Annotated in this window: 20 protein-coding genes and 2 pseudogenes; 10 read left to right on the forward strand and 12 right to left on the reverse strand. The window is 66.3% G+C overall.

Annotated elements, in window-relative coordinates; all coding sequences use genetic code 11:
- The first annotated feature begins 11 nt into the window (after positions 1-11).
- The gene (locus B1790_RS01690) at positions 12-878 is read left to right on the forward strand and encodes an SMP-30/gluconolactonase/LRE family protein (protein ID WP_198951884.1); all 867 of its coding nucleotides are present in this window, start codon (positions 12-14) and stop codon (positions 876-878) included.
- 28 nt (positions 879-906) lie between these two features.
- Here the strand turns inward: B1790_RS01690 and B1790_RS01695 are convergent, their stop codons facing one another.
- From B1790_RS01695 to B1790_RS01705, 3 genes are all read right to left on the reverse strand, one after another.
- On the reverse strand, positions 907-1668 hold the full coding sequence (locus B1790_RS01695; RefSeq protein ID WP_079921410.1) for a gamma-glutamyl-gamma-aminobutyrate hydrolase family protein: 762 nt from the start codon (positions 1666-1668) through the stop codon (positions 907-909).
- A 116-nt stretch (positions 1669-1784) separates the two neighbouring features.
- Positions 1785-3218 carry a glutamine synthetase family protein gene (locus B1790_RS01700; protein ID WP_142270962.1) on the reverse strand — a complete coding sequence of 478 codons (1434 nt, stop codon included), beginning with the start codon at positions 3216-3218 and terminating at the stop codon, positions 1785-1787.
- On the reverse strand, positions 3208-4668 hold the full coding sequence (locus B1790_RS01705) for an APC family permease (protein WP_158083733.1): 1461 nt from the start codon (positions 4666-4668) through the stop codon (positions 3208-3210). The genes B1790_RS01700 and B1790_RS01705 overlap by 11 nt, the downstream gene beginning before the upstream one ends.
- A gap of 348 nt (positions 4669-5016) precedes the next feature.
- On the opposite strand from B1790_RS01705, the gene B1790_RS01710 reads away from it, so the two are divergent.
- The 3 genes from B1790_RS01710 to B1790_RS01720 all read left to right on the forward strand — a co-directional run bounded on the left by B1790_RS01710 (position 5017) and on the right by B1790_RS01720 (position 9552).
- Positions 5017-6087: a zinc-binding dehydrogenase gene (locus B1790_RS01710; RefSeq protein ID WP_079921413.1), complete on the forward strand. Its 1071-nt coding sequence runs from the start codon at positions 5017-5019 to the stop codon at positions 6085-6087.
- 46 nt (positions 6088-6133) lie between these two features.
- Positions 6134-8125: a thiamine pyrophosphate-dependent enzyme gene (locus B1790_RS01715; RefSeq protein ID WP_233164888.1), complete on the forward strand. Its 1992-nt coding sequence runs from the start codon at positions 6134-6136 to the stop codon at positions 8123-8125.
- Positions 8126-8214: 89 nt separating this feature from the next.
- Entirely contained in the window at positions 8215-9552 is a 1338-nt protein-coding gene (locus B1790_RS01720; protein WP_079921414.1) for a 2-oxo acid dehydrogenase subunit E2, read from the forward strand.
- A 53-nt stretch (positions 9553-9605) separates the two neighbouring features.
- On the opposite strand, the gene B1790_RS01725 is transcribed toward B1790_RS01720, so the two are convergent.
- The 3 genes from B1790_RS01725 to B1790_RS01735 form a co-directional block, all read right to left on the reverse strand.
- Positions 9606-10568, reverse strand: coding sequence for a dipeptidase (locus B1790_RS01725; protein ID WP_079921415.1), 963 nt, complete (start codon positions 10566-10568; stop codon positions 9606-9608).
- Positions 10569-10635: 67 nt separating this feature from the next.
- On the reverse strand, positions 10636-11454 hold the full coding sequence (locus B1790_RS01730; RefSeq protein ID WP_079921416.1) for a carbon-nitrogen hydrolase family protein: 819 nt from the start codon (positions 11452-11454) through the stop codon (positions 10636-10638).
- Positions 11455-11458: 4 nt separating this feature from the next.
- On the reverse strand, positions 11459-13234 hold the full coding sequence (locus B1790_RS01735) for a 2-isopropylmalate synthase (RefSeq protein WP_079921417.1): 1776 nt from the start codon (positions 13232-13234) through the stop codon (positions 11459-11461).
- Positions 13235-13418: 184 nt separating this feature from the next.
- On the opposite strand from B1790_RS01735, the gene B1790_RS01740 reads away from it, so the two are divergent.
- The 4 genes and pseudogenes from B1790_RS01740 to B1790_RS01750 form a co-directional block, all read left to right on the forward strand.
- Positions 13419-14087, forward strand: coding sequence for a FadR/GntR family transcriptional regulator (locus tag B1790_RS01740; protein ID WP_079921418.1), 669 nt, complete (start codon positions 13419-13421; stop codon positions 14085-14087).
- A 28-nt stretch (positions 14088-14115) separates the two neighbouring features.
- Positions 14116-14175: pseudogene (locus B1790_RS35745) on the forward strand (ClpX C4-type zinc finger protein); the annotation flags it as partial.
- Positions 14176-14199: 24 nt separating this feature from the next.
- The gene (locus B1790_RS01745; protein WP_233164895.1) at positions 14200-14451 is read left to right on the forward strand and encodes a hypothetical protein; all 252 of its coding nucleotides are present in this window, start codon (positions 14200-14202) and stop codon (positions 14449-14451) included.
- A 153-nt stretch (positions 14452-14604) separates the two neighbouring features.
- Positions 14605-15396: pseudogene (locus tag B1790_RS01750) on the forward strand (aminoglycoside phosphotransferase family protein); the annotation flags it as partial.
- Between the two features lie 29 nt (positions 15397-15425).
- On the opposite strand, the gene B1790_RS01755 reads toward B1790_RS01750, so the two are convergent.
- Positions 15426-15995: a TetR/AcrR family transcriptional regulator gene (locus B1790_RS01755; RefSeq protein ID WP_198951885.1), complete on the reverse strand. Its 570-nt coding sequence runs from the start codon at positions 15993-15995 to the stop codon at positions 15426-15428.
- Between the two features lie 89 nt (positions 15996-16084).
- Between B1790_RS01755 and B1790_RS01760 the strand changes: the two genes are divergently transcribed.
- Positions 16085-17050 carry a zinc-binding dehydrogenase gene (locus tag B1790_RS01760; RefSeq protein WP_233164890.1) on the forward strand — a complete coding sequence of 322 codons (966 nt, stop codon included), beginning with the start codon at positions 16085-16087 and terminating at the stop codon, positions 17048-17050.
- Between the two features lie 6 nt (positions 17051-17056).
- Here the strand turns inward: B1790_RS01760 and B1790_RS01765 are convergent, their stop codons facing one another.
- The 3 genes from B1790_RS01765 to B1790_RS01775 all read right to left on the reverse strand — a co-directional run bounded on the left by B1790_RS01765 (position 17057) and on the right by B1790_RS01775 (position 21558).
- Positions 17057-18388 (reverse strand): serine-threonine protein kinase, encoded by a 1332-nt coding sequence (locus B1790_RS01765; protein WP_079921420.1) that lies wholly within the window; start codon positions 18386-18388, stop codon positions 17057-17059.
- Positions 18389-18402: 14 nt separating this feature from the next.
- A complete protein-coding gene (locus tag B1790_RS01770; RefSeq protein WP_079921421.1) occupies positions 18403-20295 on the reverse strand; it encodes a S8 family serine peptidase in 1893 nt (630 codons plus the stop codon).
- Positions 20296-20667: 372 nt separating this feature from the next.
- The gene (locus B1790_RS01775) at positions 20668-21558 is read right to left on the reverse strand and encodes an alpha/beta fold hydrolase (RefSeq protein ID WP_079921422.1); all 891 of its coding nucleotides are present in this window, start codon (positions 21556-21558) and stop codon (positions 20668-20670) included.
- A 78-nt stretch (positions 21559-21636) separates the two neighbouring features.
- On the opposite strand from B1790_RS01775, the gene B1790_RS01780 reads away from it, so the two are divergent.
- Entirely contained in the window at positions 21637-22266 is a 630-nt protein-coding gene (locus B1790_RS01780) for a helix-turn-helix domain-containing protein (protein ID WP_079921423.1), read from the forward strand.
- A 7-nt stretch (positions 22267-22273) separates the two neighbouring features.
- Here the strand turns inward: B1790_RS01780 and B1790_RS01785 are convergent, their stop codons facing one another.
- Positions 22274-23686, reverse strand: a complete 1413-nt coding sequence (locus B1790_RS01785; RefSeq protein WP_079921471.1) for an NCS2 family permease — start codon at positions 23684-23686, stop codon at positions 22274-22276.
- Between the two features lie 128 nt (positions 23687-23814).
- Positions 23815-24576 carry a MerR family transcriptional regulator gene (locus B1790_RS01790; protein ID WP_079921472.1) on the reverse strand — a complete coding sequence of 254 codons (762 nt, stop codon included), beginning with the start codon at positions 24574-24576 and terminating at the stop codon, positions 23815-23817.
- Positions 24577-24762: the final 186 nt, after the last annotated feature.

Consider the following 24762-nt stretch of genomic DNA (forward strand, 5'->3'; position numbering starts at 1 on the left):
AGGATGTCCAAGTGGTCGAGCTGATGGGTCGAGGATTCTCGTTCACGGAAGGTCCTCGCTGGCATGAGGGGGCGCTGTGGTTCTCCGACTTCTACACACATCGGGTCATCCGTTGGGATGGCGGGTCGTTTCGCACCGTCTGCGAGGTACCCGGTCAGCCATCTGGACTCGGCTTTAGTCCTGACGGCGATCTCCTGGTCGTGTCGATGCTCGAGCGGCGACTGTTGCGTCTGCATGCGGGAGTGCTCGAAGTCGTCGCAGATCTCGCCGTTCACTTTCCTGGCCCGGCCAACGACATGTGCGTAGATGCGGCTGGTCGGGCCTACATCGGCAACGACGGCCACGTGAATCCCCTTCAGCCGACGGTGCTCGTCCGGGTCGACCCCGACGGTACGGTGGCCGTCGCCGCCACCGACGTCGTCACTCCCAACGGCGTCGTCCTGTCGCCAAACGGGACACTGCTCTTATTGGCGGAGTCATTCGCGGGTCGGGTAAGTGCGTGGGACGTTCGGCCCGATGGTTCACTGACGAATCGCCGAGTATGGGCCAACTTCGGCGTTCCGCGACTTGCCGGGACGTTGAGCGAGGCACGCAAGCAAGCGCTGATGATCACCGACGGCATCACCCTCGACGCCACCGGCCATCTGTGGATCGCCGACGCGGCAGGGTCCGGCGTGTGGTGCGTCGCCGAAGGTGGAAGCATCGTCGACCACGTCGACACCGGCCCCTACACCGCCTACTCGGCGGTGCTCGGAGGTGACGACGGGCGCAGCTTGTTCATCACGGCCGGGCCGGCCCTCGACGACATTCATCAAGACGGTCGGGATCAATCGGTCATCCTGATGGCGCGAGTCGACGTGCCCGGCGCGGGCTTCTGACACGCGCCGGTCGTCGATGCGAAACCCCCTAGGCAGTGACGCTTTCCCGATATTCGCGCGCGGTCTCCATCAGCCACGGGAACACCGGGTCGAGCTCCATGTGCCACTCCGGATGCCATTGCACTCCAAGAACCGGACGGCCGACGAACTCAATGGATTCGACGGACCCGTCCGCCGTGCGGCCGGTCGCGGTCAAGCCCAACCCGCATTCCTTGACCGCCTGGTGGTGGAGCGAGTTCGTCTGCGTGGACTCACCGTAGATGGAGTGGGCGATCGAATCGGGGGTGAAGGTCACGACGTGATTGGCGTGGCCCGGCGTCGGCGGTGGCTCCTCTGCGGCATGGACGATTCCGGCGACGGTGATGTCCTCGACGAGGGTTCCGCCCAACGCGACGTTGAGTACTTGGTGTCCCCTGCAGATTCCGAGGACGGGAAGCCGTCGTTCAACTGCGGCCCGCACTAGCGCGATCTCGTACTCGTCGCGCTCGCGGTCATGGACGTTCGCATCCCGCCGAGGGTCGGCATTGGCGTCGGCGAGGGCAGAATTGCCTCCCCAAAAGTCGGGGTGAACGTCCTGCCCCCCAGTCACCAACAGTGCATCCAGTCGGTCGATCACCCCCGAGTCCGCCGACTCGAAGGGCAGGAGGACCGGAATGCCCCCTGCCTCGAGAACGCGACGACCGTTGTCAGACCAGTAGACGTCGACGTGCATGTCGTGGAAGCGCGGGTGATAGCTCAGCACGCTTCCCGCAGCCAAGCGACGACCGGTGATTCCGACGAGTGGTTTCACGAAAGTGTCTCTCGGACACGCGCGGCTGACGGCGCCTCTTCTTGACGGAGCGGAATGTGTTGACTATTCATGAAATACGCGAGGACCTTTCGTGGGTGCGGCGACGGCAGTCGCGGTCAGGTGACTTCCAGGTATCGAGCCAGCTCCCAGTCGGGAACGTGTGCGTCGCGCAGCGCCTCGTAAGTGTCGATCTCCGAAATGCGAGACGCCGCATAGTGGTCGACGAAGTCATCGCCGTACCACTGGCGCGCAAGTGCCGACGCGTTGAGCGCGTCGGCCGCGGCACGTAGGTTCCCGGGAAACGGCTTGGGGTCGGCGTCGGCGTACGCCGCGCCCGTCGATGGCCTTGGCGGCTCGATGCGATTGCGGACCCCGTGCAGTCCACCGTCGAGGCTGGCGGCGATGGCGAGGTAGGGGTGGAAGTCGGCGCCACCTCGGCGATGCTCCAAACGGGTCGCAGATCGGGAATCGGTGATGACGCGCAGACAAGCGGCTCGGTTGTCGATGCCCCAACTGATATTGGTGGGGGCGAAGAACTTCGGATCGAGCCGACGGTATGAGTTGGCGTAGGGGCATTGGAACACCGAGAGCTCACCAGCGGTGGCAACCACCCCGCCGACGTAATGTCGGAAGGTCTCCGACATACCCGTGCTTTGGCCGTCTTCGGGGCAAAATGCGTTGTGCCCGTTACGAAGCAAGCTCTGGTGTAGGTGCGCTCCGGCGCCCTCTTGCTGCATGTGGGGTTTGGCGACGAAGCTCGCCAGCATGCCGTTGCGCCGCGCAACGTCCTTGCACGCCTGCTTGAAGCGTGCGGCGTTGTCTGCGGCTTGCAGCGGGGGCACCGGCGAAAGGGCTGCCTCGAGCATTCCGTATCCCAGCTCGGTGGAGAACGCCTCGACCTCAATGCCGTAGCGGGCGAGGGCTGCGTCGAGTTCGGCGACGAATCGGCCGTGGTCGGGCCACCGATGAACGCTGAGTGTTTGCCGCGTGCGGCCGACGCCGCGGAGTCGGGTGGGACGCTGCTCACGCAGGGCGGTTTCGGCGGGGTCGTCGATCTCGTAGAGGTAGAACTCCAACTCGACGCCGATCAGCGCCTCGTAACCGGCGTCTGCCAGGCGTCCACACGTTCGCCGTAGTGCGGACCGCCCGTCGAACTGGACCGGCTCACCAGTCTTCGATTGGACGTCACAGATGACCGCGGCGACTCCGTCTTCATTGGGTGCAGGGCGCAGGGTCGACCAGTCCGGTATGGCGAAGAAGTCGGGAAAGCCGTGATCGGCGCTGGCTATGGGTACGTCGTATGCGCCGTCGTCGACGCTAAGGGCGTAGAAGAATTCGGGAAGGCCGATACCCCCGCGGGACAGAGCCTTTTCGACGGTGACGTACTTACCGCGGAGACGTCCGTCGGTGTCGATGAACTCGACGCGCACCCGGCGAACGTCTAGTGCCTCAAGCTCCTCCTTGGCGGCCATTGGTGAATTCTGTCGAAGGTCTCTGGTCACGGAGCCGTTCTTGCTGACCGGAGGGGTGGTGACGACGTCACTGGGCACGAGGTGCCTCCTCGTTCTCGTTGGCGGCAGCTGTTTGCGCGCTACTCGCGGTGGTTCTAGATGGTGCTCGGTCGTGCGGTGCCCCGTCGACCCCGCCACCGTCGAAGTCGGGCCGCCTTCCTCCGACGAACCATCCGCCGACGGCGACCACGACGTAGAGGAGCGGTGACCACGTCACGATCGACGATGTCGAACCCGTGAGACCTGCGAAGTTGACCAGCACGATCGCGAGGAAGGCGGCGAGGGAAACACCCGCGACGATCGGTGACAGCGCCGTGGTCCATAGTCGACGGTCCCTGGTACGCCTGAAGTAGACGAAGATCGCCACCGCGCACATGATCTCCAGGGCGAAGATCGCGACCGAGCCCAGCACGCCGAGGATGGCTGCCACCTTGAGGTAGGGGTCGAGTCGAGCGATCCGGCACAGGAAGAGGACCACGCAGATCACGAACGCCAGGGCAATCCCAGAGTTGGCCGGTGAGCCGTGCTTTGGATGAACCTGGGCCAGACGTCCGCGTGGCGAAAGCGCGCGCGACATGTTCAGCGTGTACTGCGCGGTGGTGTTGAACACGACGATCAGTGTCGCGAACAAGCTGGTCATGAGGACCACTTCGAACACGACACCCATCCACGCACCCAGGTTCGCACTGGCGACCATCGGCACCAGCTGGCCGGAGTCGGGACCTTGCGCGATCTCGATGGCCTTCTCTGGACCAAAGCCGGCCAAGACCACCCACGCACCCAGGCCGAAGGTGGTGAACAAGATGACGACACCGATCATCGTGGCGCGGCCGATCGTCTTCTCCGGATTGCGGACGTGGCGGGTGAATACCGCTGTCACTTCGAATCCGACGAAGCACAAGAACGCCAGGGCCAAGGCGAATCCGGGTGATCCACTGAATACCTGTGTGGGCGAGAAGCTTGCCAGCGGAAATGCCGGCAGACCCTGTCGAATGACGACGGCAACGCCAAGTGCTCCAAGTATCGCGAATTCGATCATCAGGAACCCGGCGGTGACCAGAGCGCTCTCCTTCACCCCTAGGAACATGAGCAGGGCGGCGACGACTACCAGACCGACGCCCCACACCACCCAGTCGAGATCCAGGCCGAACCGCGTCCGGAAGAACGTGCTGACGAAGTACGAGAGCAGGGCGGCGACGAACACCGTGATAACGGCATACGCGGTGGTGGCGACGAATCCCGCTGACAGGCCTGCCCTTCCGCCAAGCCCGGCGCGGATGAACCCGAAGAAACCTCCCGCCGAGGGCAGCGCCTGGGCCATCGCGGCGTAGCCGAACGCGAAGATCACCAGCACCACTCCGACGAGTACGAACGCCCCCGGCGTGCCGATGCCGTTGCCGACACCAAGCATCAACGGAACGGTTCCCACAACGACCCCGACGGGCGACGCCATGGCCACGACCATCAGGGCCAGAGTCATCGTGCCCATCAATTTTCGTGGCGCAGGCGACGCTGAGGTTTGAGCTTCGGTGAACATATTTGATTCCTCACCCGATGAGACTCCGCCCCGGAACGGTTCTGGCGGTGTGAGGAGGCACACTATCACCGTCTCACGATTCGATGGAACTAGTAAAATAGTGATGCATTTCCTTCGCCCCGCTTGGAATGAACCGACCTCGCCGATCGCGGAGCCAACCCGCGATCGACACGTGCCCAGCCGTCGCATGGCATCACTATTTTATTACTTACATCGGATCCTGAGGCAGTGCTACTGTCCGTGGCAGCCCGGCGGTGCGTCGCCGAGGCCGCCGAAACTCTTTACGGATGAGAACAACACATGCCTACCAACGCTCAAGTCGCCGTTCTGCGAGCCGGGTCGGACGTCTTGTCCGTCGAGGACGTCGAACTGCCCGATCCGACGCAGAACCAGGTCCTGGTCCGCAACCTCGGCGCCGGCGTCTGCCACAGCCAACTTCACGAGATCCGCGCTCAGCGCGACCGGACCTACTTCCTGGGCCACGAAGCCTGCGGAATCGTCGAGTCCGTCGGACCCGACGCCCACTTCGTCGTTCCCGGAGACGCCGTTTCGGTGTCCTGGGTCCCCCGGCCCGGCATCGGCACACCCTGGCGGGCGGGCGCCGCGCTCGAGGACGGGGAGTACGCCTCCACCGACGAGATGATCTACACCTGGAGCACACACAGCCTGATCGACCAGCGTTATGTAGTACGGATTCCCCACGAGGTCGCACGCGACGCCGCCGCGGTTCTAGGCTGCGCGGTGCTGACGGGCGCGTCCGCGGTGGTGCGAACGGCCAAGGTGCCCGCCGGCGCGAGCGTGGTCGTCTGGGGCGCCGGCGGCGTGGGACTCTCTGCCATCGCCGCCGCTCGGCACGCCAAGGCCGGGCATGTCATCGCCGTCGACGTATCGCCTGAAAAGCTCGCGCTAGCCATGGATTTCGGTGCCACACACGCGGTGGACGCGGCCCAAACAGATCCCGTTGCAGCTCTGTTCGAGATCACCGCACGAGTCGACGGTCCTCCGGGAGCCGACTACGTCTTCGACTGCGTCGCCCAGCAGTCGACGCTCGACACGGCACTCGCCGCAGTTCGACGCGGAGTACTAGGCACATCACGGGGCGGACAACTCGTTGTCGTCGGAGTACCGGCACCGGGGGTCGGAGTATCGGCTCGCGAGCTGCTCATCGGACAGAAGACGGCGACTGCGAGCCTGGGAGTGCCTGAAGACACCGGCCGTGAAATCCCCCTGCTCGCCCAATGGTGCATGAACGGCGACATCGACCTCGACGCACTCGTGACAGATCGCTACGAGCTCCACGACATCAATCGAGCGATTTCGGATCTTGCCGGTGGTCGAGTGCGAGGCCGCGCAATTCTGACCTTCCCCTAGCCACGCCCAAACACCTCTGTCTGACTGTCCCCCATAGGAGTTGATCGTGAGTACCCGTGCACTGACCGTTGCCGAGGCCTACCGGCAGATGGCCACAATTCGCCGATTCGAGGAGCAGATCCTCGACCTCGGCCGCGACGGAGTGATCGCCGGTTCCATCCATCTGTGCCTAGGCCAGGAAGCCATCCCGGTGGGCACGCTGGCGGCACTTCAACCCCAGGACCGGGTGCTCTCGACCTACCGCGGACACGGGTGGGCGCTGGCCTGCGGCACCGACCCCGAAGCCCTCATGGCCGAGATCGCGCAGCGCGGTGCCGGCGTCAACGGTGGCCGCGCCGGATCTCCACTGCTCAGCGATCCCGACCACGGCTTTCTGGGTGAGAATTCCATCGTCGGTGCTGGGGTTCCGATCGCCGACGGGGTGGCGCTGGCATCCCAGTACCTTGGTACCAACCGCGTCGTGGTGACCTCGATCGGCGACGGCGCCATGAACCAGGGCGCGACCACGGAGGGCATGATCTTCGCCGCCGCACGCAACCTGCCGGTCATCTTCCTGTGTGAGAACAACGGGTGGGCCGAAATGACTGCAATCTCGGGTATCAATCGCGTCGCAGATCTGGCCGAACGGAGTCGAGGCCTGGGGATCGAAAGCCACGTCGTGGACGGCAACGACCCCTTCGCCGTCCACGACGCCGTGGTCGCCGCAGCCGAGGCCTGCCGACGTGGTGAAGGTCCAGTATTGCTGGAATGCAAGACCTTCCGGCTGTCTGGACACTACAACAAGGACGTCGAACACTACCGCCCGAAGGACGACGCAGAGGCTGCCCGTGCCGGCGACTGCCTTCCGCGGCTCATCCGTCTCGCCATCGAGCAGGGGGCGCTGTCCGAAGACGAAATCGATGACATCGACGAGCATGTCTACACACTCGTCGACGAGGTCGCTCGCCGCGTGCGCGCGATGCCCGACCCAGCGACCACCGACGTGCACACCCATGTCATCGCGCCCGATGACGGAGACGACGCCCGGCCCCACAGCCCTGCGGAACCGGCCAAGGACATGACCTACCTGCGCGCGATCAATCTCGCGTTACGCACCGAACTGGACGACCGCCCCGAGGTCGCCATCTGGGGCGAGGACGTCGGATTCGCCGGCGGCATCTTCGGTGTCACACGCGGGCTTCAAAAGGACTACGGCGACCGGCGGATATTCGACACCCCCATCGCCGAAGCCGCGATACTCGGTGCGGCCGTCGGCGCAGCGATGGAGGGCATGCGGCCCGTCGTCGAAATCATGTGGGCCGACTTCCTCTTCGTAGCGTTGGACCAGATCGTCAACCAGGCGGCGAATGTGCGCTATGTCAACCGCTCTCGACTCACCGCACCACTGGTGGTCCGTATGCAACAAGGCGTCACACCCGGGTCGTGCGCACAGCACTCGCAGAGCATCGAAGCCATTCTGGCGCACATCCCGGGGATCAAGGTCGGCCTTCCCGCGACGGCGCAGGATGCGTATTCCATGACCCGCGCCGCGGTCGCCGACCCCGACCCGACGATCCTGATCGAACACCGCAGCCTCTACCAAGAAGCTGGCCCAGTGGTCGCCGGCGGTGTGGTCGAAGCCGCCGCTGGCGCCCGCAAACACCGCGATGGTGGCGATCTCGCGATCATCACCTGGGGTTCCATGCTGCACGAAGCCCTCACTGCTGCAGACGAACTCGCCGTGAACGGTATCCAGGCCTCCGTGCTCGACCTGCGATGGCTTCGTCCGCTCGACGCTGCCGCAATCGCCGACGTCGTCCTGGCCAGCGGGGGACGCGTCGTCGTCGCGCACGAAGCCAACCTGACCGGGGGGTTCGGCGCCGAGATCGCCGCACACATCACGGAGCGGCACTTCGATGCCCTGGTTGCACCGGTATCCCGCATCGGTTTGCCCGATCTGCGCATGCCCTCGGCGCCGGCCCTACAGGCAGCGGTGTTGCCACGAGCCGCCGACATCATCGATGCCGCAAGCAAATTGGTGACCGCCGTCCCCGTGTAGTCGGCGGGCTGCGACACGTTCGTGCTGTGACGACGCCGCCGCCGCGCAAACTCACCCGTCGGTCAACCTCCCTACGACAAGGACAGCCCATGCCGATTGCAGTCACCATGCCCCACCTCGGCGATACCGTCTCCGACGCCACCATCAGCCGATGGCTCCGCTCCCCCGGTGATCTGGTCGAGAAGGACGAGCCGCTCCTCGAAGTGTCCACCGACAAGGTGGACACGGAAATCACCGCCCCCGCATCAGGGCGCCTCACCGAAATCCTGTTTCACGAGGGCGACACGTCGCCGGTAGGTGTCAATCTGGCACTGATCGACGACTCGGCGTCAGCGGCGCATTCGGCCACTCCCGGTTCCGAGCCCGCCGACACCCGACGCGGTGCGCCGTACGTGACTCCCCTAGTGCGCCGCCTCGCCGCCGAACGCGGCGTCGACCTCACCGCGATGACGGGGAGCGGCGTAGGCAACCGAATTCGCAAGGCCGACGTTCTCGCTGCTGCCGGCGGCGCTGCAAGCGACGTGCCCGTCTCGCCGAGGACTCCGGCGGCCAATCCGTATCTCAGCCCTCTAGTCGGCATCCTCGTCGCACAGCGAGGCGTGGACGTCACCACCGTGCGTGGCAGCGGCCGCAACAATCGGATCCGCGCCGTAGACATCTCGCCGCGCGGACGGCGGACCGACGCGGCTACCGCGGCGCGGCCCGATCGCACCGAGAAGCTGACCCGACTGCGAAAGGTCATCGCTGTTCGCATGGTCGAATCACTGCGCACATCAGCACAATTGACCACCGTTGTCGAAGTCGACCTCACCGCCGTCAACCACCTGAGAGGCCAACACGGAGCTGCGTTCACCGCAGCTCACGGGATCAAACTGTCGTTCACGCCCTTCTTCTTACGCGCGACAGCCACTGTGCTCGGCAGCTTCCCGACGTTCAACGCGTCACTCGACATGACGAACGGCACCGTCACCTACCACGGCGGCATCCACCTCAACGTGGCCGTCGACACCGACCGCGGACTCGTCGCGCCGGTGATCCGCAACGCCGACTCTCTCGACATCGACGAGATCGCGTTGGTGACTCAGGATCTCGCAAACCGTGCGCGTGCCAACACCCTCACCGTCGACGACATGTCGGGGGGTACGTTCACCGTCACGAACACCGGATCGCGGGGTGCACTCTTCGACACGCCGATCATCAATCAGCCCCAGGTCGCCATCCTCGGCACTGGCGCCGTAGTGGCTCGCGCCACCGTCATCCGTGACGAGCGCGGCAACGAGAACGTCACCGTCCGCAATATCGCCTATCTCGCGCTTACTTACGATCATCGGCTCATCGACGGCGGTGACGCGGCCCGGTTCCTCACCGCCGTCAAGGCAAGACTGGAAGCGGCCGACTTCGCAGCGGAACTCACCGCTGGGACGTAGCACCATCGACGGCGGTGACGCCGCCCGGGAGATGACCGCTGCGGCACAACGCTCTACGTCGCGTCGACCCACGCCTGCTTCGCCACCCGACGGAAGTTTCCGCCGAGCACCGCGTGGACGTCGGCATCACTCCAACCCCGCCCGCCCAGGTGCCGGCCCAGGGCCAGGACAGTTTCCGGCGGCATCCACTGGATGGGTCCCCACTTGGTGTAGCTCTCGTCGAACAGATGGGGGTTGCGCAGCAGCTCGTCGTTGAAGTCGGCATGGTCGAAGGAGAAGTCGCTGCTGATGCCGACGTGGTCGACTCCGATCAGGTCGACGGCGTACTCGAGGTGGCTCGTCATCGCGTCGAGAGTGGGGGTGTTGGGGCCGAGGAAGATGCCCACACCGGTGATGGCGACGACGCCGCCCGTCGCCGCGCAGGCACGGGCTTGATCGTCGGTGATGTTGCGTGGGTGGTCCCATACCGCCTTCATGCACGAATGGCTGTACACCACTGGGCCTTTGGAGACGTTGCACAAGTCAAGACCCGTTCGGGTGCTGCAGTGTGACCCGTCGGGGACGATGCCGACCACGTTCATCTCGGCGACGATCTCGGCGCCCCATGCCGTCAGCCCGGTATCCGTCGCGTCCAGGCAACCGCTACCGGCGCGGTTGGCGTGGTTGTAGGTGGGCAGCAGGGTTCGGACGCCGAGGGCGGCCAAGGTGGCGAGATTGTCGAGGTCACCGCCGATCGGCGCGGAGTCCTCCAAGTCGAACGCCACGGCGATCCGGTCGTCGGAGGTGATGCGCTCGACGTCGTCGACGTGCGCGGCCAGTTCCAGATCAGGGTGCGCGTCGACGGCCGCTCGAAAGTGCCGGATCAGCGCGATCGTGTCGTCGAACGAGTGCGGCGAATACCCGGCGTTGACGGAGACGAAGGCACCCCCGCGACGCTGAAAGCGGGTCAGTGGCTCGACCTCGGCACCCACTTGCAACGGCAGGCAGGCGTGCTGATCCCAGAGAAGCTGCGACATGACTACCGATGGTGCACCACGACCGGGGTGGGCTCGCCGCTGACACGGTCGGTGTCGTGGCGCGGCGTCACGGCGGCCCTAGGAGCGCGGCGTACTCACCGCTCACGTCGGGGTTGAGGTGGCCGTCCCATCCGCGTGGGTCGTGGGCTCGGCGGCGCGGCTCGACGTCGGCGACGACGAGCGCGGTCTCGTCGGGGTGCGCCTGGGCCAAGACCCGTCCATCTGGATCGACGATTCGACTGCAGCCGAGCGCACGACGCCCGTCTTGCTCACCGACGATGTCTGCCACGACGACGGTGACGGTGTTCTCCACCGCCCGCGCGACGGGCAGCGTCTCACCGCGACTCCGCAACCGACTGGTCGGCGCGTCCACCTCGACGTGCCCGCTGTTGGTCGGAACTGCAATCAGCGCAGCGCCTTTCGCCGCGAGGATCCGTGCGGGTTCGACGTACCAGATGTCGTTGCAGATCATCATCCCGAGCGGGGTGTCGCCCAGCGCGACAACCGAAAGGTCGGTGCCGGCCGACACCACCGTTCGGTAACCGGGATAGACCTTGCGGTACACCGTCCGAACGTCTCCGTCGACCAAGAGAGCGGCCGAGCCGTAGACCGCGTCGTCGCTCCCCCGCTCGGTGAAGCCGATTACGGACGCCACTGGCGAAGATGCCAACGGTGCGACGAGTCGCCGCAACTCGTCGACGGTCAGTGCGACGTCACGCGGGGATTGGCCAGCCGATTCGTGCGCCAGGCCGCCGAGGATCGCCTCCGGACAGCACAGCAGCCCGACTCCCGCACTCTCGCAGGCGATTAGCTGCGACGCGATCAAGTCCACGGCATCCCAGGACCCGAACGGCAGATATGGCGCTTGATAGGCCGCAACCCTCACCGCCTCAGTCTGTCACCATGGCTGGCACGCACGAGCTGGCGGCGGAGAGTACGGCGTTCAGGCTCGCCGTCAACACACTGCGGTCCCGCCCAGCAGCCCAGTGAGTGCCTGCGGCGGAACGGTATTCGATGAGGGTGAGGGCCTCACTGTCGTTGCCCGCCGTGAGCGACGTTTGGTGCAAGGCGACGACGTCGACCGCGACGCCGTGGGAGCCGAGGAGTTCGGTGAGCGCCTCGATCGGTCCGACGCCGTCGTAGCAGCCGCGGTGCTCGTTGCCGCCGATCCGAATGCTCAGCTGAGTTCGCACAGTATCGGTCTGTATGTCGATCAGGTCGACGCCGTTTACGGCGGACGGATTCAGATAGCTTCGCTCGAACAGCTCCAACAGTTGGGGTGCGTCGACTTCCAGACCAGTGTCGTCGGTGTGCTCTTGGACGCGACGGGCGAAGTCGATCTGCAGCCGCCGCGGTAGCTCGATGCCGTATGCCGCTTCCAGCAGGTACGCGATGCCGCCCTTGCCCGATTGCGAATTTACCCGGATCACGGCGTCGTAGCTGCGGCCGAGGTCGGCCGGATCGATGGGCAGGTACGGCACCCGCCACGCGATCTCGGACCCGCTTCTTCCCTCGGCGAGCGCGCGAACACGGTGTTCGGCGAAGCCCTTCTTGATGGCGTCCTGGTGCGTGCCGCTGAACGCGGTGTGGACCAGGTCGCCGACGTACGGATGGCGTGGGTGGATCTCAATTCGATTGGCGTGCTCGACGGTTCGGCGGATCTCGTCGATGTCGGAGAAGTCGATCATGGGGTCGACACCCTGGGCGTGCAGGTTCAGGGCGAGAGTGGCGATGTCGACGTTGCCGGTACGTTCACCGTTGCCGAAGATGCAGCCTTCGACGCGTTGCGCTCCTGCCAATACGGCCAATTCGGCACAGGCGATGCCGGTCCCGCGGTCGTTGTGGGGGTGAACCGAGAGGATGACCGCGTCGCGACGGGCGAGGTTCTCGTGCATGTACTCGATCTGGTCGGCGTACACGTTCGGCGTCGCGATCTCCACGGTGGCTGGCAAGTTCAGGATCACCGGGCGTTGGGGAGTCGCGTCCCACAGTGTCGTCATGGCGTCGCAGAGTTCCAGCGCATAGTCGGGTTCGGTCAGGTTGAAGACCTCTGGTGAGAACTCGAAACGGACGTTCTCGAGGTCACCGGCGAAGTCGAGGACGTCGCGGCCGCCGGCGCAGATCAGTTCGGTCAGTGCGGCGCGGTCGTGTCCGAGGACGACGTCGCGCCACGTTGGTGCCGTCGCCGTGTACATGTGGATGACCACCTCGTTGCGGATGCCTCGGATCGAGGCGACCGTGCGTTCGATGAGGTCGCGACGGGCCGGGGTGAAGACGACGATCGTCACGTCGTCTGGCGCAACGTCGGTCTCGGCGATCAGACGGACGAAGTCGAAGTCCGTCTGAGATGCGGACGGATAACCGACCTCGATCTCGCGGTAGCCCATTGCGACCATCAGTTCGAAGAAGCGGCGCTTGCGCGCCGGGTCCATTGGCTCGGCCAGCGCCTGATTGCCGTCGCGCAGGTCGACTGACACCCACAATGGCGCAGAGGTGAGTCGGTTTGCGGGCCAATGCCGTTCAGTGAGTGGCACCGCCACACGGGAGTAGACGTCGCGGTAGCGGTGCGAGGGCATCTGCGAGTGCCGCTGCCGATTCCAGGCCGGCGCGTCGGGGGGAATGGAGCCGACGGGCGTCGAGATGTGCCGAAAGGTGTTGGTGCTCATGGGTGGTGTCCTCGGTCAGTCGTGTCGGACAAACGACCGGCGCACGTTCGGCTCCACGTCGGGGAGCCGGTCTGGCTAGGCCCCGCCGTGGCGGCTAAGAAGTACTCCGTCGTTCGACACGTCAGCGAAGCTATCACTCCTCAGACAAGTAGACAAGCGACGCGAGCGGGACGATGATGGGTCGATGCCGCCCGTCCGCCGCGAGTCCCTCTCCGAGCAGGCCGCACAGCTCCTGCTCGATCGCATCGCATCCGGCGAATGGGCCGTGGGCGCCAAGCTGCCCGGTGAAACGACCCTCGCCCCTCAACTCGGCGTCGGCCGCTCGACGGTCCGCGAGGCGATCCGCCAATTGGCCGGACGTGGCATTCTCGCCACCCGGCAGGGCGCCGGTGTCTTCGTGACCGCCCTCGAGGCGGCGGAGGACTGGGACGCGGTCTTGCGACGCGCCGACGTCGTCGCGGTGATCGAGGCCCGCATCGCCATCGAGACCGAGGCCGCAGCACTCGCGGCAGAGCGCCGCACCCAGGCCGAGCTACGCGCGATGCGCAGCGCGCTGTCGAAACGCGACGCCGAGCGGTACGGCATCGAAGAACACGTCGACGCAGACACCGCCTTTCACCGCAGTGTCGTTGTCGCAGCACATAATCCAATCCTGCTCGAGCTGTTCGACGGGTTCACGCCACACGGTCGGCAAGCGATGATCGACATGCTGCGGATCCGCGGAGAGTTCGGCAGCGATGCCGACCACCAGGTTCACGAACACCTCCTGGATGCGATCGTCGCCGGCGACGGAACCGCTGCGGCCCAGCTGAGCCGTGCCCACCTCCAAGCGTTGAAGGCGTTGATGAGCTGATCCACTTGGGACAGCCGTATCCGCAGTAATGCACTGCTCGTTCTGCGGTCTCGAATCTCGCCAAGTCAAGAAGCTGATCAGTGGTCCAGGTGTCTATATCTGCGACCAGTGCGTGACCAAATGCGTCACCATTCTGGACGATCCGAGCGGACCGGACACGCCGCCGTTGCGGGACCGCGCGGAGTACTCCGATGACGCACTGCTGAAGGAACTTCCACGCATAGCGGCGACGACGGCGAACGTGGAAACGGACTTGCGCGCCCGCGTCGACGAACTCCGAGAACGCGGGGTTGCCTGGTCCGGCATCGCCGCCGCACTCGGAGTGACACGCCAGTCTGCCTGGGAACGCTTCACCCGCGAGTAGAGACGACCGACTTTCCGTCACACTGGTCACCGTGTCGCAGACTGACGTGGCTGAAGGCATCTGATGGCCGAATTCAGGTACGAGACGAGCATCGTCCGTTAACTTCTACGGGACCAGCACCCGGACCTCGCAGACCTCGAACTCCGCGACGTCGACGGGGGCTGGGACAACCAGATGTGGCGCCTCGGCGATGATTTGGCCGTGCGCAAGCCCCGCACCGGACGCGCGCCGACTTTGTTGCGCAAGGAGTACACGTGGTTGCCGGCGTTGGCCAGCCGTCTGCCGCTCCCGACGCCCATTCCGGTCCGCATCGGGCTGCCGTCGAGCCTCTTCGAGCACACCTGGACGATCGCACGCTGGATTGAGGGCACGCCCGCTGATCGTGTTCCGATCACCCGCGTCGACGCAGCCGACGTACTGGCCGGGTTCCTTCGCGCACTCCACGGCCCGGCGCCCGCCGACGCACCCACCAACCCCGACCGCGGGATTCCGTTGGCCGAGTTCACCGGGGAGTCCGACGAATGGTTCGACGTCATCGCCGACCATCCCGGAGTCTCCCAAGCGCGAGAAGTCTGGGACTTGGCGCTGGCCGCACCGGCCTGGCAAGGCCCGCCGCTATGGCTGCACGGCGACTTGCATCCCGCGAACGTCGCCGTCCACGACGGGACCCTCGTCGGCGTGTTCGACTTCGGCGAGATGTGCGCAGGCGATCCCGCGACCGATCTCTCCGCCGCGTGGGTGCTGCTGCCCGCGGGTGCTGCGAAGCGGTTCTTCGACGCGTACGGCAAGGCCGACGACGCGACCGTGGCCCGATCCCGCGGTTGGGCGATCATGCGGGTCGTGGGCCTGATTGAAGTGGGCCGGAACGGAAGGCTGGGGCTACCCGGCGGAAAGCCAACGTGGGAACCGGCGGGCTACGCCACGCTGGAGCGTCTTCTGTCGTAGGCCAGTCACGCACCCGATCCCGATGCACCTCACGCCCGGAAGGCGTCGACGGCGAGTGTGGCGAAGCGCCGTGCCGCGCCTTCCCGTTGCGCAGCCGGGAGTGCCGCAACACCTCGACCGGCCAGTATGACCAGGACGAGGTCGTCGATGGTGAAGTCGCGGCGCAATCCGCCGGACGCCTTGGCCCGGCGGCTCAACCCGCTGAGCTGACGCAACACCGAAGCACGATGCGCGGCTATGGCTTCGGCTTCTGGGTGGGCCGACATGAACGCGTCTACGAAGCCCCTGCTGCGGCCGTTGAGCACGCTGACCCCTTCGACCACCGAGCAGAACCCACGCCACGGGTCCGGGTCCGCGCAACCCTCGTCGACGATCGCGCGACACAACCTCACCTGGTCGGCGAAGGCGGCCTCGACCAGATCGGCCTTGGTGGGAAAGCGGCGGTACACCGTCGCCGGCCCTACCGCCGCGCGGCGGGCGACCTCGCGCATCGTGACGTCGAGACCGTGCTCGGAGAACAACTCTCGCGCCGCGGTCAGGATGCGGTCGCGATTCTCCTCCGCGTCGGAGCGCAGCATCTGAGGCAAATGTTCGGCCATGGTTCTCACTTCGCGCAAGTGGACGGGGGCGTCCGATAACTTCTCCACGGTACTCATCAAGCACGGAAGTGGAGGCAACAGTGCGGGCAGTGGCGATCCACCGCTTCGGCGACCCGAGCGGCATGGCGATGGTCGAGGTGCCCTCCCCCCTCCCCGCCGCGGGTCAGGTGCTCGTCGACGTCGAGGCGATCGGCGTGGGTGGCGTTGACGCGATGATTCGCCGCGGCACGCTGTCCGCGGCGTACGGATTTCCCGTCGGGATGATCCCCGGCAGCGAGGTCGCCGGGTCGGTCACCGCGGTGGGTGCAGGCGTCGACGAGTCTTGGATCGGCCGCCGGGTGTGGGCGTTCACGGGTGTCGGCGGCGGTTATGCAGAGCACGCCGTGGCGCGAGTCGACGATGTCGTCGCCCTCCCCGCCGCCTTGTCCTCGGTCGACGCGGTGACGCTCGGAAGTGCCGGGCCCGTGGCGCATTTCGCGTTGGAACACGCACACTTCCGGGCCGGCGACTCGGTGTTGGTGCGTGGCGCGGCCGGCAGCATCGGCATCGCCGCCGTGGAGTTGGCAGCTGGGGCCGGCGCGCGCCTGGTGGCCGTCACCACGTCCTCACCCGAACGCGGTGAGCGGTTGCGCGAGCTGGGGGCCACTCACGTCCTGGACAGATCGGGACACGGCGACACCTCCACCCCGGCGACCGTCGACGTCGTCGTCGACGTCATCGGTGGGCCCGAGGTGCCCGCGTTCGTCGACCGACTCGCGCCAAACGGCCGCATGGTCGTCGCCGGCATGGTGGCCGGCCCGGTACCCGTCGACTTTGGCGAACGACTGCTGAACTCGTTCCAGATGTCGCGCTCGTTCGGCACCTTCAGCCTGGACACCGTCGCCGACGACGCCAAGACCCGGGTCCGAACTGCGCAGTTCGAGGCCGCGACCCGCGGCGAACTTCACGCCGTCGTGCACGACGTGCTGCCGCTGGAGCAGGCCGCGGACGCGCACCGCCAGATGGACGACGGTCGCGTGTTCGGTCGGATCGTCCTGACGCCAGGCATGGACTGACGACCGTCAGCCGGTCAACTGTGCAGCCGAGGCGACGATCCACGCCAGCTCCGGGTGGAAGATGTCGCTGTGCGCGCCGGACGGCGGGGGTCCCGTCTTGACCACGGCGGAGGAGTCGACGTTGAGGATCGCACCCCTAGCGAAGGGATAGCTCGTACCGACTTGATCGACGAACAGCGTCGGAGCGTCGTACGCACCAAGGGAACCGATTGCGCGCCAACGGAACAGCGGGTCTGAGGCGCCCGCACTGTCGTCACCCGAGGCGAGTGACGCCAGCGGATAGCTGACGCTCAACGCCGTGTCGTGACTGGAGAAGCACACCGTCACCGGCCCGTCGACCCGCGCGAGCTTGCCCGCCAACGCGCCGGACGTGCTGGTGGAGTCGAACGGGAGGACGTCGGCGAACGCGAACCTGGAGAAGGCACCTTCGAGCAAGGTCACCGATTTGACCGGGGACGGGTCACCCGGCGGCAGACCTGCCAACGCGAACGATACGACGCGAGCGCCAAAGCTGTGCCCTACCAGATGGATTCGCGGCGTCGGGAAGTCGACGTTCGCGGCAATGCGCCCGATCAGCGGTCCGAGCCCGTTGGCACCGACCACTCCTGCCCGGTTCTTCATTTGCCAGTAGGACAGGCCTCGCAACGCTTCCTTGGCGCCCTTCCAGAGCTTGCCGAGTTGGTCGCCCACGCCCGCTCCGCCGCCTCCCCCGCCCGTCACGTCGACGCCCGACACGACGAGCGCGTCGGCGTAGGCGCCGAACACCTCGGTGGCGGTCTTGCCGCTATCGAGCATGCCCGGCCGCCTCGACTCCGGTGCCTCGCCGTCGGTGGACTCGACGGTCACCGCGTCGTTGAATCGCCGCATGGCGTCCAGCATCTCGTCGGCGCGGGCCTGGCTTGGCTCGGCGGCGAGGAGGTCGGCGATCTCGTCGAGTTCGGCGTCGCCACCGGGGAACAGGGTCTTGAGGTCGTTTAGTTGTTGCGCAGTGAGGGCCGGCCCGTCGGCGGCGGCGGTGACCGTCTCGTCGAGCCCGGCCGCTCCGGTGGCGGTACCGCGCGGGGTCGGGTCGAAGTCGGGGATGGGCACGTCGCGCCAGAGCTGCGACGGCCACCGGATACCGACGAAGCCGACCTCGTGTCCCGCTCCCACGTGGGCGCTCAGCAGGTCCGACCACCGTTCGTACAGCGACGCGGCCGCGGCTTCGTCGTTGTTCCACCCGTGGGAGAACATCACCACGTCGGTGACGGCGTGCTCGCGCAGCTGCGCGACGAGCTGGTCCTCTTCGGCCTGGTCGACGTCTCCCTGGGCGTCGAACGAGATTCTCCAGTTGATCATGGTCTTCTCCTCGGTTACGGCGTCTGCAATGCGCGCATCAGGTCGACCAACCCGGCGCCTTGGAAGTCCCTGGTGCGGTTCAACGACGTCGCCGACGACATGAAGATCCGCTTGACCTCGTCGGGCTTGCCGACGTATTCGCGCTGCACTGACAGGAACGCGGCGATGGCGCCCGACACGTGCGGCGCTGCCATGCTGGTGCCGCTGTCCTCGATGTAGGCAGCGGCGCTGTAGTCCGGGAACTGCGCTCGCTGAATGTCTTTCAGGTGCTGGCCGCCCGCCGCTGACATGATGCGTTCCCCCGGTGCCACCAAGTCCGGCTTGGGACGGCCGTCCCCGGTGGGTCCACGTGACGAGAAGAACGAGACGCCGTTGGTGTGCGGGGCGTCGCGGTGGGTGGAGCCGACGGTGATGGCCCTCTCCGCGTTGCCGGGATCGTTGATCGTGATGGCGGCGCTGAACCGCGTCACGTCGGACTTGCTCGCGTTGAGCGTGACGTATCCGGAGTTGCCTGCCGCCACCACCACGACTACCCCGGAGAGCACCAGTCGGTTCACTTCCAGGCACAACGGGCTTTGCCCGCAGCCGAACCAGTCGGCGAGGAAGTCGTAACCCAGACTGATGTTGACGCCGTGGATTCGGGGCAGCTTCCCGGCGGCGGCGTTGACTTGGCGGACGTACGCCAGTGCAGCCATCACGCGGGCCGTCCGTGCGGTGAGGTCGCCGAACTCGCTGAGCACCTTCAGGCTGACCAGCTTGGCAAGAGGTGCAATGCCGTTCAGCAGTTCGACGTCGACACTGCGCGGTACCAGAATGGGGTCGTTGCCACCGACGGCCCCATTGTTCTTGCGCTTCTCCACTGCCAGCGCCCGACGTTCGGGGTCGTCCTTCTTCTCCTTCTTCCACCGCTGCAGACCACCGGCGACGATTCCGGCGACGTGTGTTCCGTGCCCGTCGTCGTCGATGAGCGCTTGGGCCGGATCCTCACTGCCGGAGACGAAGTCGTGGTGCAGATCGGCGACCGAGGGGTCGTCGAGCGTGTGGTCGGCCAGGAAGTGCGGATGACTCCCGTCGATGCCGGAGTCCACCACGGCCCACACGATGCCCGCCCCGTAGGCGGCGAACGACCTCTGCGCAGGAAGCGCCTTGACGGTGGCGCCCGAGGCGTCGATCTGGCGGTGCACTTGGAAGTCCGGCCAGATCCGGAAGATGGCCCGCTGAGGCCAGTCACCGCCGGCCGAGTCCGCCGTGGTGATGTTCTGGATCTGCTGGTGGGTCAGCTCGCCCGCCATGTACTGCTCGGCGACCACGACGGGATGCCCTGTGGCGCCGACCAATTGCCACAGCTCCTCTACGCGGGCCACCGCACCACCCAGTCGACCGCCGCGGTATTGCAGGTTCAGCTCGATCATCACCGGTTTGGGTTCGTCGACGGTCGACTCCCCCGGAGGCGGGGCGGGGACGCGGGTGGGCGGCAGTTTGTCTTGGAGCGGCACCACGACGACGCTGGCCATCACGGGGCCGGCGGAGGCGACGTGCTCGGCGGATGGCGTCGTGTCCTCGGCAACCATGGCGCCGATGCGACAGGCCTCGTCGGCCTGCCTGCCACCGGTGGCCGTGGTCTGCACCACCTCGTCACCCTTGCGTCGTCGGAGCAGCTTTCCGCTGACGAGAGCGTCGACGGCCTCGGCCACGCGTTTCTCCCACGACGGCCGCGCGCCCTCGTACAACCGATCTCCCGGCAGGAACACCGAGGCGAACTTCGCGCCGACCATCTCGTTGAGGCGCGTCGGCGTCGCGGGCTGGTCGACGGCCTCAAGGGCCTGAACCGCGCATAGGACCCTGGCCTGCCAGGCGCTCTCTGGTGGCGGCGGCGTGACGTCGTCGACGGCTGGGTCGCCGGTCATGACGGCCCGGTCTGGACGGTCCGCGTGTGGTGACGGATTGTCATGGTGTCATCCCCCAAACGATGCGCACTGCCGTCTAGAAGCAGCTACGACCATCCTGTGCAAGCTACCGCGCATCGGCTGGCCCGCGCGGCGGTTTGAGCATCAGGACGGTGATGCTTGGGGTCGGAGGCCCACAATGGTTGGATGGCAATGACTTTCACCGCACTCATCAGCCGCGCCGCCGGGCCAGCCACACGGTTCGCGATCCGCGTGCGCCGGTCGGTTGAATTCTCCTCGGCTCGACTCTGCGTTCCCTGTGGCGTCCTCTCGTACTTCTGCGCAGTAGACGCAGAGTCGGCGATCACGGAGCCCTCGACGCCGGTCATGCTCCTAGTCTCGGGCCTGCGCCGTCCAGTTGCGGATCGCGGCGACGAATTCCTCGGGTGCGTCGGACTCCACGTAGGTCCCGGCCCCTTCGACGATGACGGTCTGGTGCTTGGGGAAGACCTCTTCCAGCCGCTCTCGTTCCTGGGCGCGGAAGGCGATGTCGGCGTCACCCCACACGATCAGGGTGGGCAGGTCGGCGAGGCCCGCCAGGCCGTCCTCGACGTCGGCGAAGAAGGCGCGGCTGGCCAGGATCCGGCCGGGCAGCACGGAGCAGGCGTGCCGTCGTTCGGAGGTGTCGAGGGCCCGGCGGTAGTGGGTCATCTCGGCGGTGCTCGGCGTCCGTCTCCGATGGCCGGTGGGGATGAAGGCGTTGACGAGCACGTTGAACTGCCGCACCAGGAACCGCATCGGCAGTCCGCCGGCGATGCGGGAGAACGCTTCGAAGTGGAGGATTCCGTTGACCGGCCACGCCCAGGTGTTGACGAGGACCAACCGGTCGAAGACGCCGGGGCGGCGTTGCGCCGCCGCCAGACCGATTGGGCCGCCCCAGTCCTGGCCGACCAGGGTGACGGCGCTGAGACCGAGGGCGTCGACGAAGCCCGTGACCACGTCGGCGTGCTCTTCTGGCAGGTAGCGGTATCCGGCCTTGGCGGTGGAGAGCCCGAAGCCCGGGTAGTCCAGCGCGATGCACCGGAAGTCGTCGCGAAGCGCGGAGATCACCTCGCGCCACAGGAACGACCACGTCGGATTGCCATGCAGCAGAAGCAGTGTGGGACCGCTTCCCTCGTCGACGTAGTGCACGGTGTGCCCGTCGACGTCGACGAAGCGGCTCTCGAACGGGAACAGGTCGTCGTCGACCCAGGCGGGGCGGATGCTCTTGGTGGTGTCGGGCATGTGCCGCGCCTCCTGGCTCGGGTCGGTGTGGTTGAATATTTCACGAGCACTTGAGAAAGTAAAGTACACGGAGGCGCGATGCGGAGTTACGGTCAGTACTGCGGCCTTGCCCGCTCCCTCGAGGTGGTCGGCGACCGGTGGAACCTGCTCATCGTGCGACAGCTCCTCGTCGGCTCCGCCCGCTACCGCGATCTGTTCGAAGGCCTGCCCGGCATCGCGACAAACCTGCTGGCCGACCGCCTCCGCGACCTGGAGACCTCGGGCGTGATCGAGCGGCGGCTGGCCGACACGGGCAGCGTGGTCGAGTACGCGCTGACGCCCTGGGGTGCGGAGTTACGCCAGCCCATCGAGAGCCTGATCCGGTGGTCGACCCCCCTGATGGTTCGCGGCCCCGAGGGCGACGCGTTTCGCCTGGAGTGGTTCGCCCTCGCCGTACCGGCCCTGCTCGAAACCCGGCTCAAGACAAGGACTTCTACGACGATTGGCCTCGCCGTCGGCGGTGACGCTCTCCTTCAGCTCCGAGCCACGCGCTCCGGGATCGACGTCGGCCAACACGACGGTCGAGAACTCGACGCCACCGTCCGAGCCGAGCCCATGTGCGTCCTCGGATTGGCTGCCGGTGCGCTGTCACTCGACGACGCCCGCGCGCTCGGGATGATCGAGATCGACGGCGACGAGTCCGTCGTCCGCACCGTCTTCGCCGCCTGAGCGACTCTCAGAGCCCGATCATCGTCTCGAGCCAGCCGCGGGCGAAGTAGACGACGAACCCCGCCGTCACGACCCACAGCAGCGGGCTGATCTCGCGGACCTTGCCGGTCGCCGACCGTGTCACCACCCACGCGATGAAGCCGATCCCGATGCCGTTGGCGATCGAATAGGTGAACGGCATGGCGGCAACGGTGAGCACCACCGGCATGGCGACCGAGAACTCGGAGACGTCGATGTGACGCAGCTGCGACACCATCATGACGCCGACGACGACCAGCGCGGCCGCGGCCACTTCGGTCGGAACGATCGACGCGAGCGGCGAGATGAACATCGCGGCCAGGAACAGCACGCCGGTGACCACGTTCGCCAGGCCGGTGCGAGCGCCTTCCTCGACACCGGCGCCGGACTCGATGAAGACAGTGTTCGACGACGCCGAGGTCGCGCCGCCGACGACCGCACCGGCGCCCTCCACGATCAGCGACGCCTTCAGCCTCGGAAAGTTGCCCTTCTCGTCGGACAGCCCGGCCTCGCGGGACAGCCCGGTGAGAGTGCCCATGGCGTCGAAGAAGTTCGCGAACACCAGGGTGAACACCAGCATCACGGCGGCCAGGACGCCGATGCGGCCGAAGCTGTCCAGGGTGAACGCGCCAACCAGTGAGAGGTCCGGCAGCGCGAACGGTGACCCCGACAGCGTGGGCACCGACAGGCTCCAGCCGCCGGGCTTGTCGACCGCCGAGCCCAGGTGCCAGATGGCCTCGATGACGACGGCGACCACCGTGCCCGTGACGAGGCCGATCAAGATGCCGCCGCGCACGCGCCGGACGACCAGCACGCCGGTCAGCAGCAGCGTGAACACGAACACCAGGACGGGCACGGTGCTGATCGATCCGGCCCCACCGCTGCCCAACCCGACGGGTGGGGACGGCACGCCGGTGGCTCCGACGAAGCCCGCATCGACCAGCCCGATGAACAGGATGAACAAACCGATGCCCGCGGTGATCGCGAGCTTGAGTTCCATTGGGACGGCGTCGAACACCAACCTGCGCAGTCCGGTCGCCGCCAGGATCACGATGATGACGCCGTTGATCACGACCAGGCCCATCGCCTCGGGCCAGGTGACCGAGCCGACCACCGTGGTCGCGAGGAACGAGTTGATGCCGAGGCCGGCCGCGAAGGCGAAGGGCAGCCGCGCGATGACGCCGAACAGGATCGTCATCACGCCGGCCGCGAGCGACGTGGTTGCCGACACCTGCGCGAAGTCGAGGCTGTTGCCTGCCACGTCCGGCGCGCTGGACAGGATGATCGGATTCAACACGATGATGTAGGCCATCGCGATGAACGTGACCAGTCCACCGCGGAGCTCGGTGCCGATCGTCGACTGCCGCGCAGTGATCTCGAAGAACCGGTCGAGACGGCTCACGGGTGCGTTCTGTTCCACGCGACGACCTTAGAGTCGCGCGCCGATTTCTTCTCCTCTTTGCGGGGCCGGGTCTTCGCGCGGCCTCGGCAGGAGCCGATGTCTACCCGGATTCGGATCGTGTCGGGCCCTCAGTCACCAGTTCGGTCCGCGTTCGCGTGGATCGCCTCACGACAGTAGGCAGCGAGGCCCGGAAGACCGAACGTTTCGTCGTAGTTGGCAACATATCTGGGGTCGCTGACGTACATGTCTCCCAGGTTTCGATGGAAGGCCGGCGGACAGTCGTAGAACCAGCGATTCACGTGAAGCCGGTGCTGCTCAGCCGCATCCATCGCCTCCTCGGAGTCGGCCGGGAGTCCGGTGCGGAATGCGTCGGACAACGCCTTCTCGACCGCTTCGCCTTCGGACTTGATCTGGATCCATGCCTGCTTGCCGTAGGACTTGGCTCGCCGCTGCGATTCCTTCCACTCCTCGGTCTCGCCCCACTTCTGCTCGGCCTCCGCCTGATAGTCGTCGAAGCTGTCACCGAAGAGTTCGCGCATGTCGTCGTCGGTCATGGGGGTGTTGGTCATCGCCTTCTCCAATGCGTGATCTATTGCCTCGACGAGTGCCTTCATCTCGTCGAGCCGGGACGTGACGCGTTCGCGCTGACGAATCAGGTGGCTGACCTCGTCGCCGTCTTTCAGCAGGCTCGCGATCTCCTCGAGAGACAGCTCGAGCCGGCGGTACACGATGATCTGGGACAAGCACGTCAGGTCCGCCGACGTGTAGACCCGATAGCCGGCGGCCGAACGCCGGCTGGGAGTCAACAACCCGATGTCGTCATAGTGGTGGAGCGTCCGGACGGTGATGCCAAAACGCTGCGCAACTTCGCCCACGGTGAGTTCTTCCACCTGAATCTCCTGCGTCACGTCGACCATGTTGAGACCTCACGTCGCGTGAGGGTCAAGCCGGACTTTCACCGAATCTTCCGCTGCGGGATCAGTGATTTTATGGTTTCCGAGGTAGGTCGTCAGCGTCCGAATCGTGGAATGGAACTTTCGGTGCTGTTCGGCGAGTTCGATGCCGTGGTGTGTCCA

The sequence above is a fragment of the Mycobacterium sp. AT1 genome, from assembly GCF_002043095.1.
GTDB lineage: Bacteria > Actinomycetota > Actinomycetes > Mycobacteriales > Mycobacteriaceae > Mycobacterium.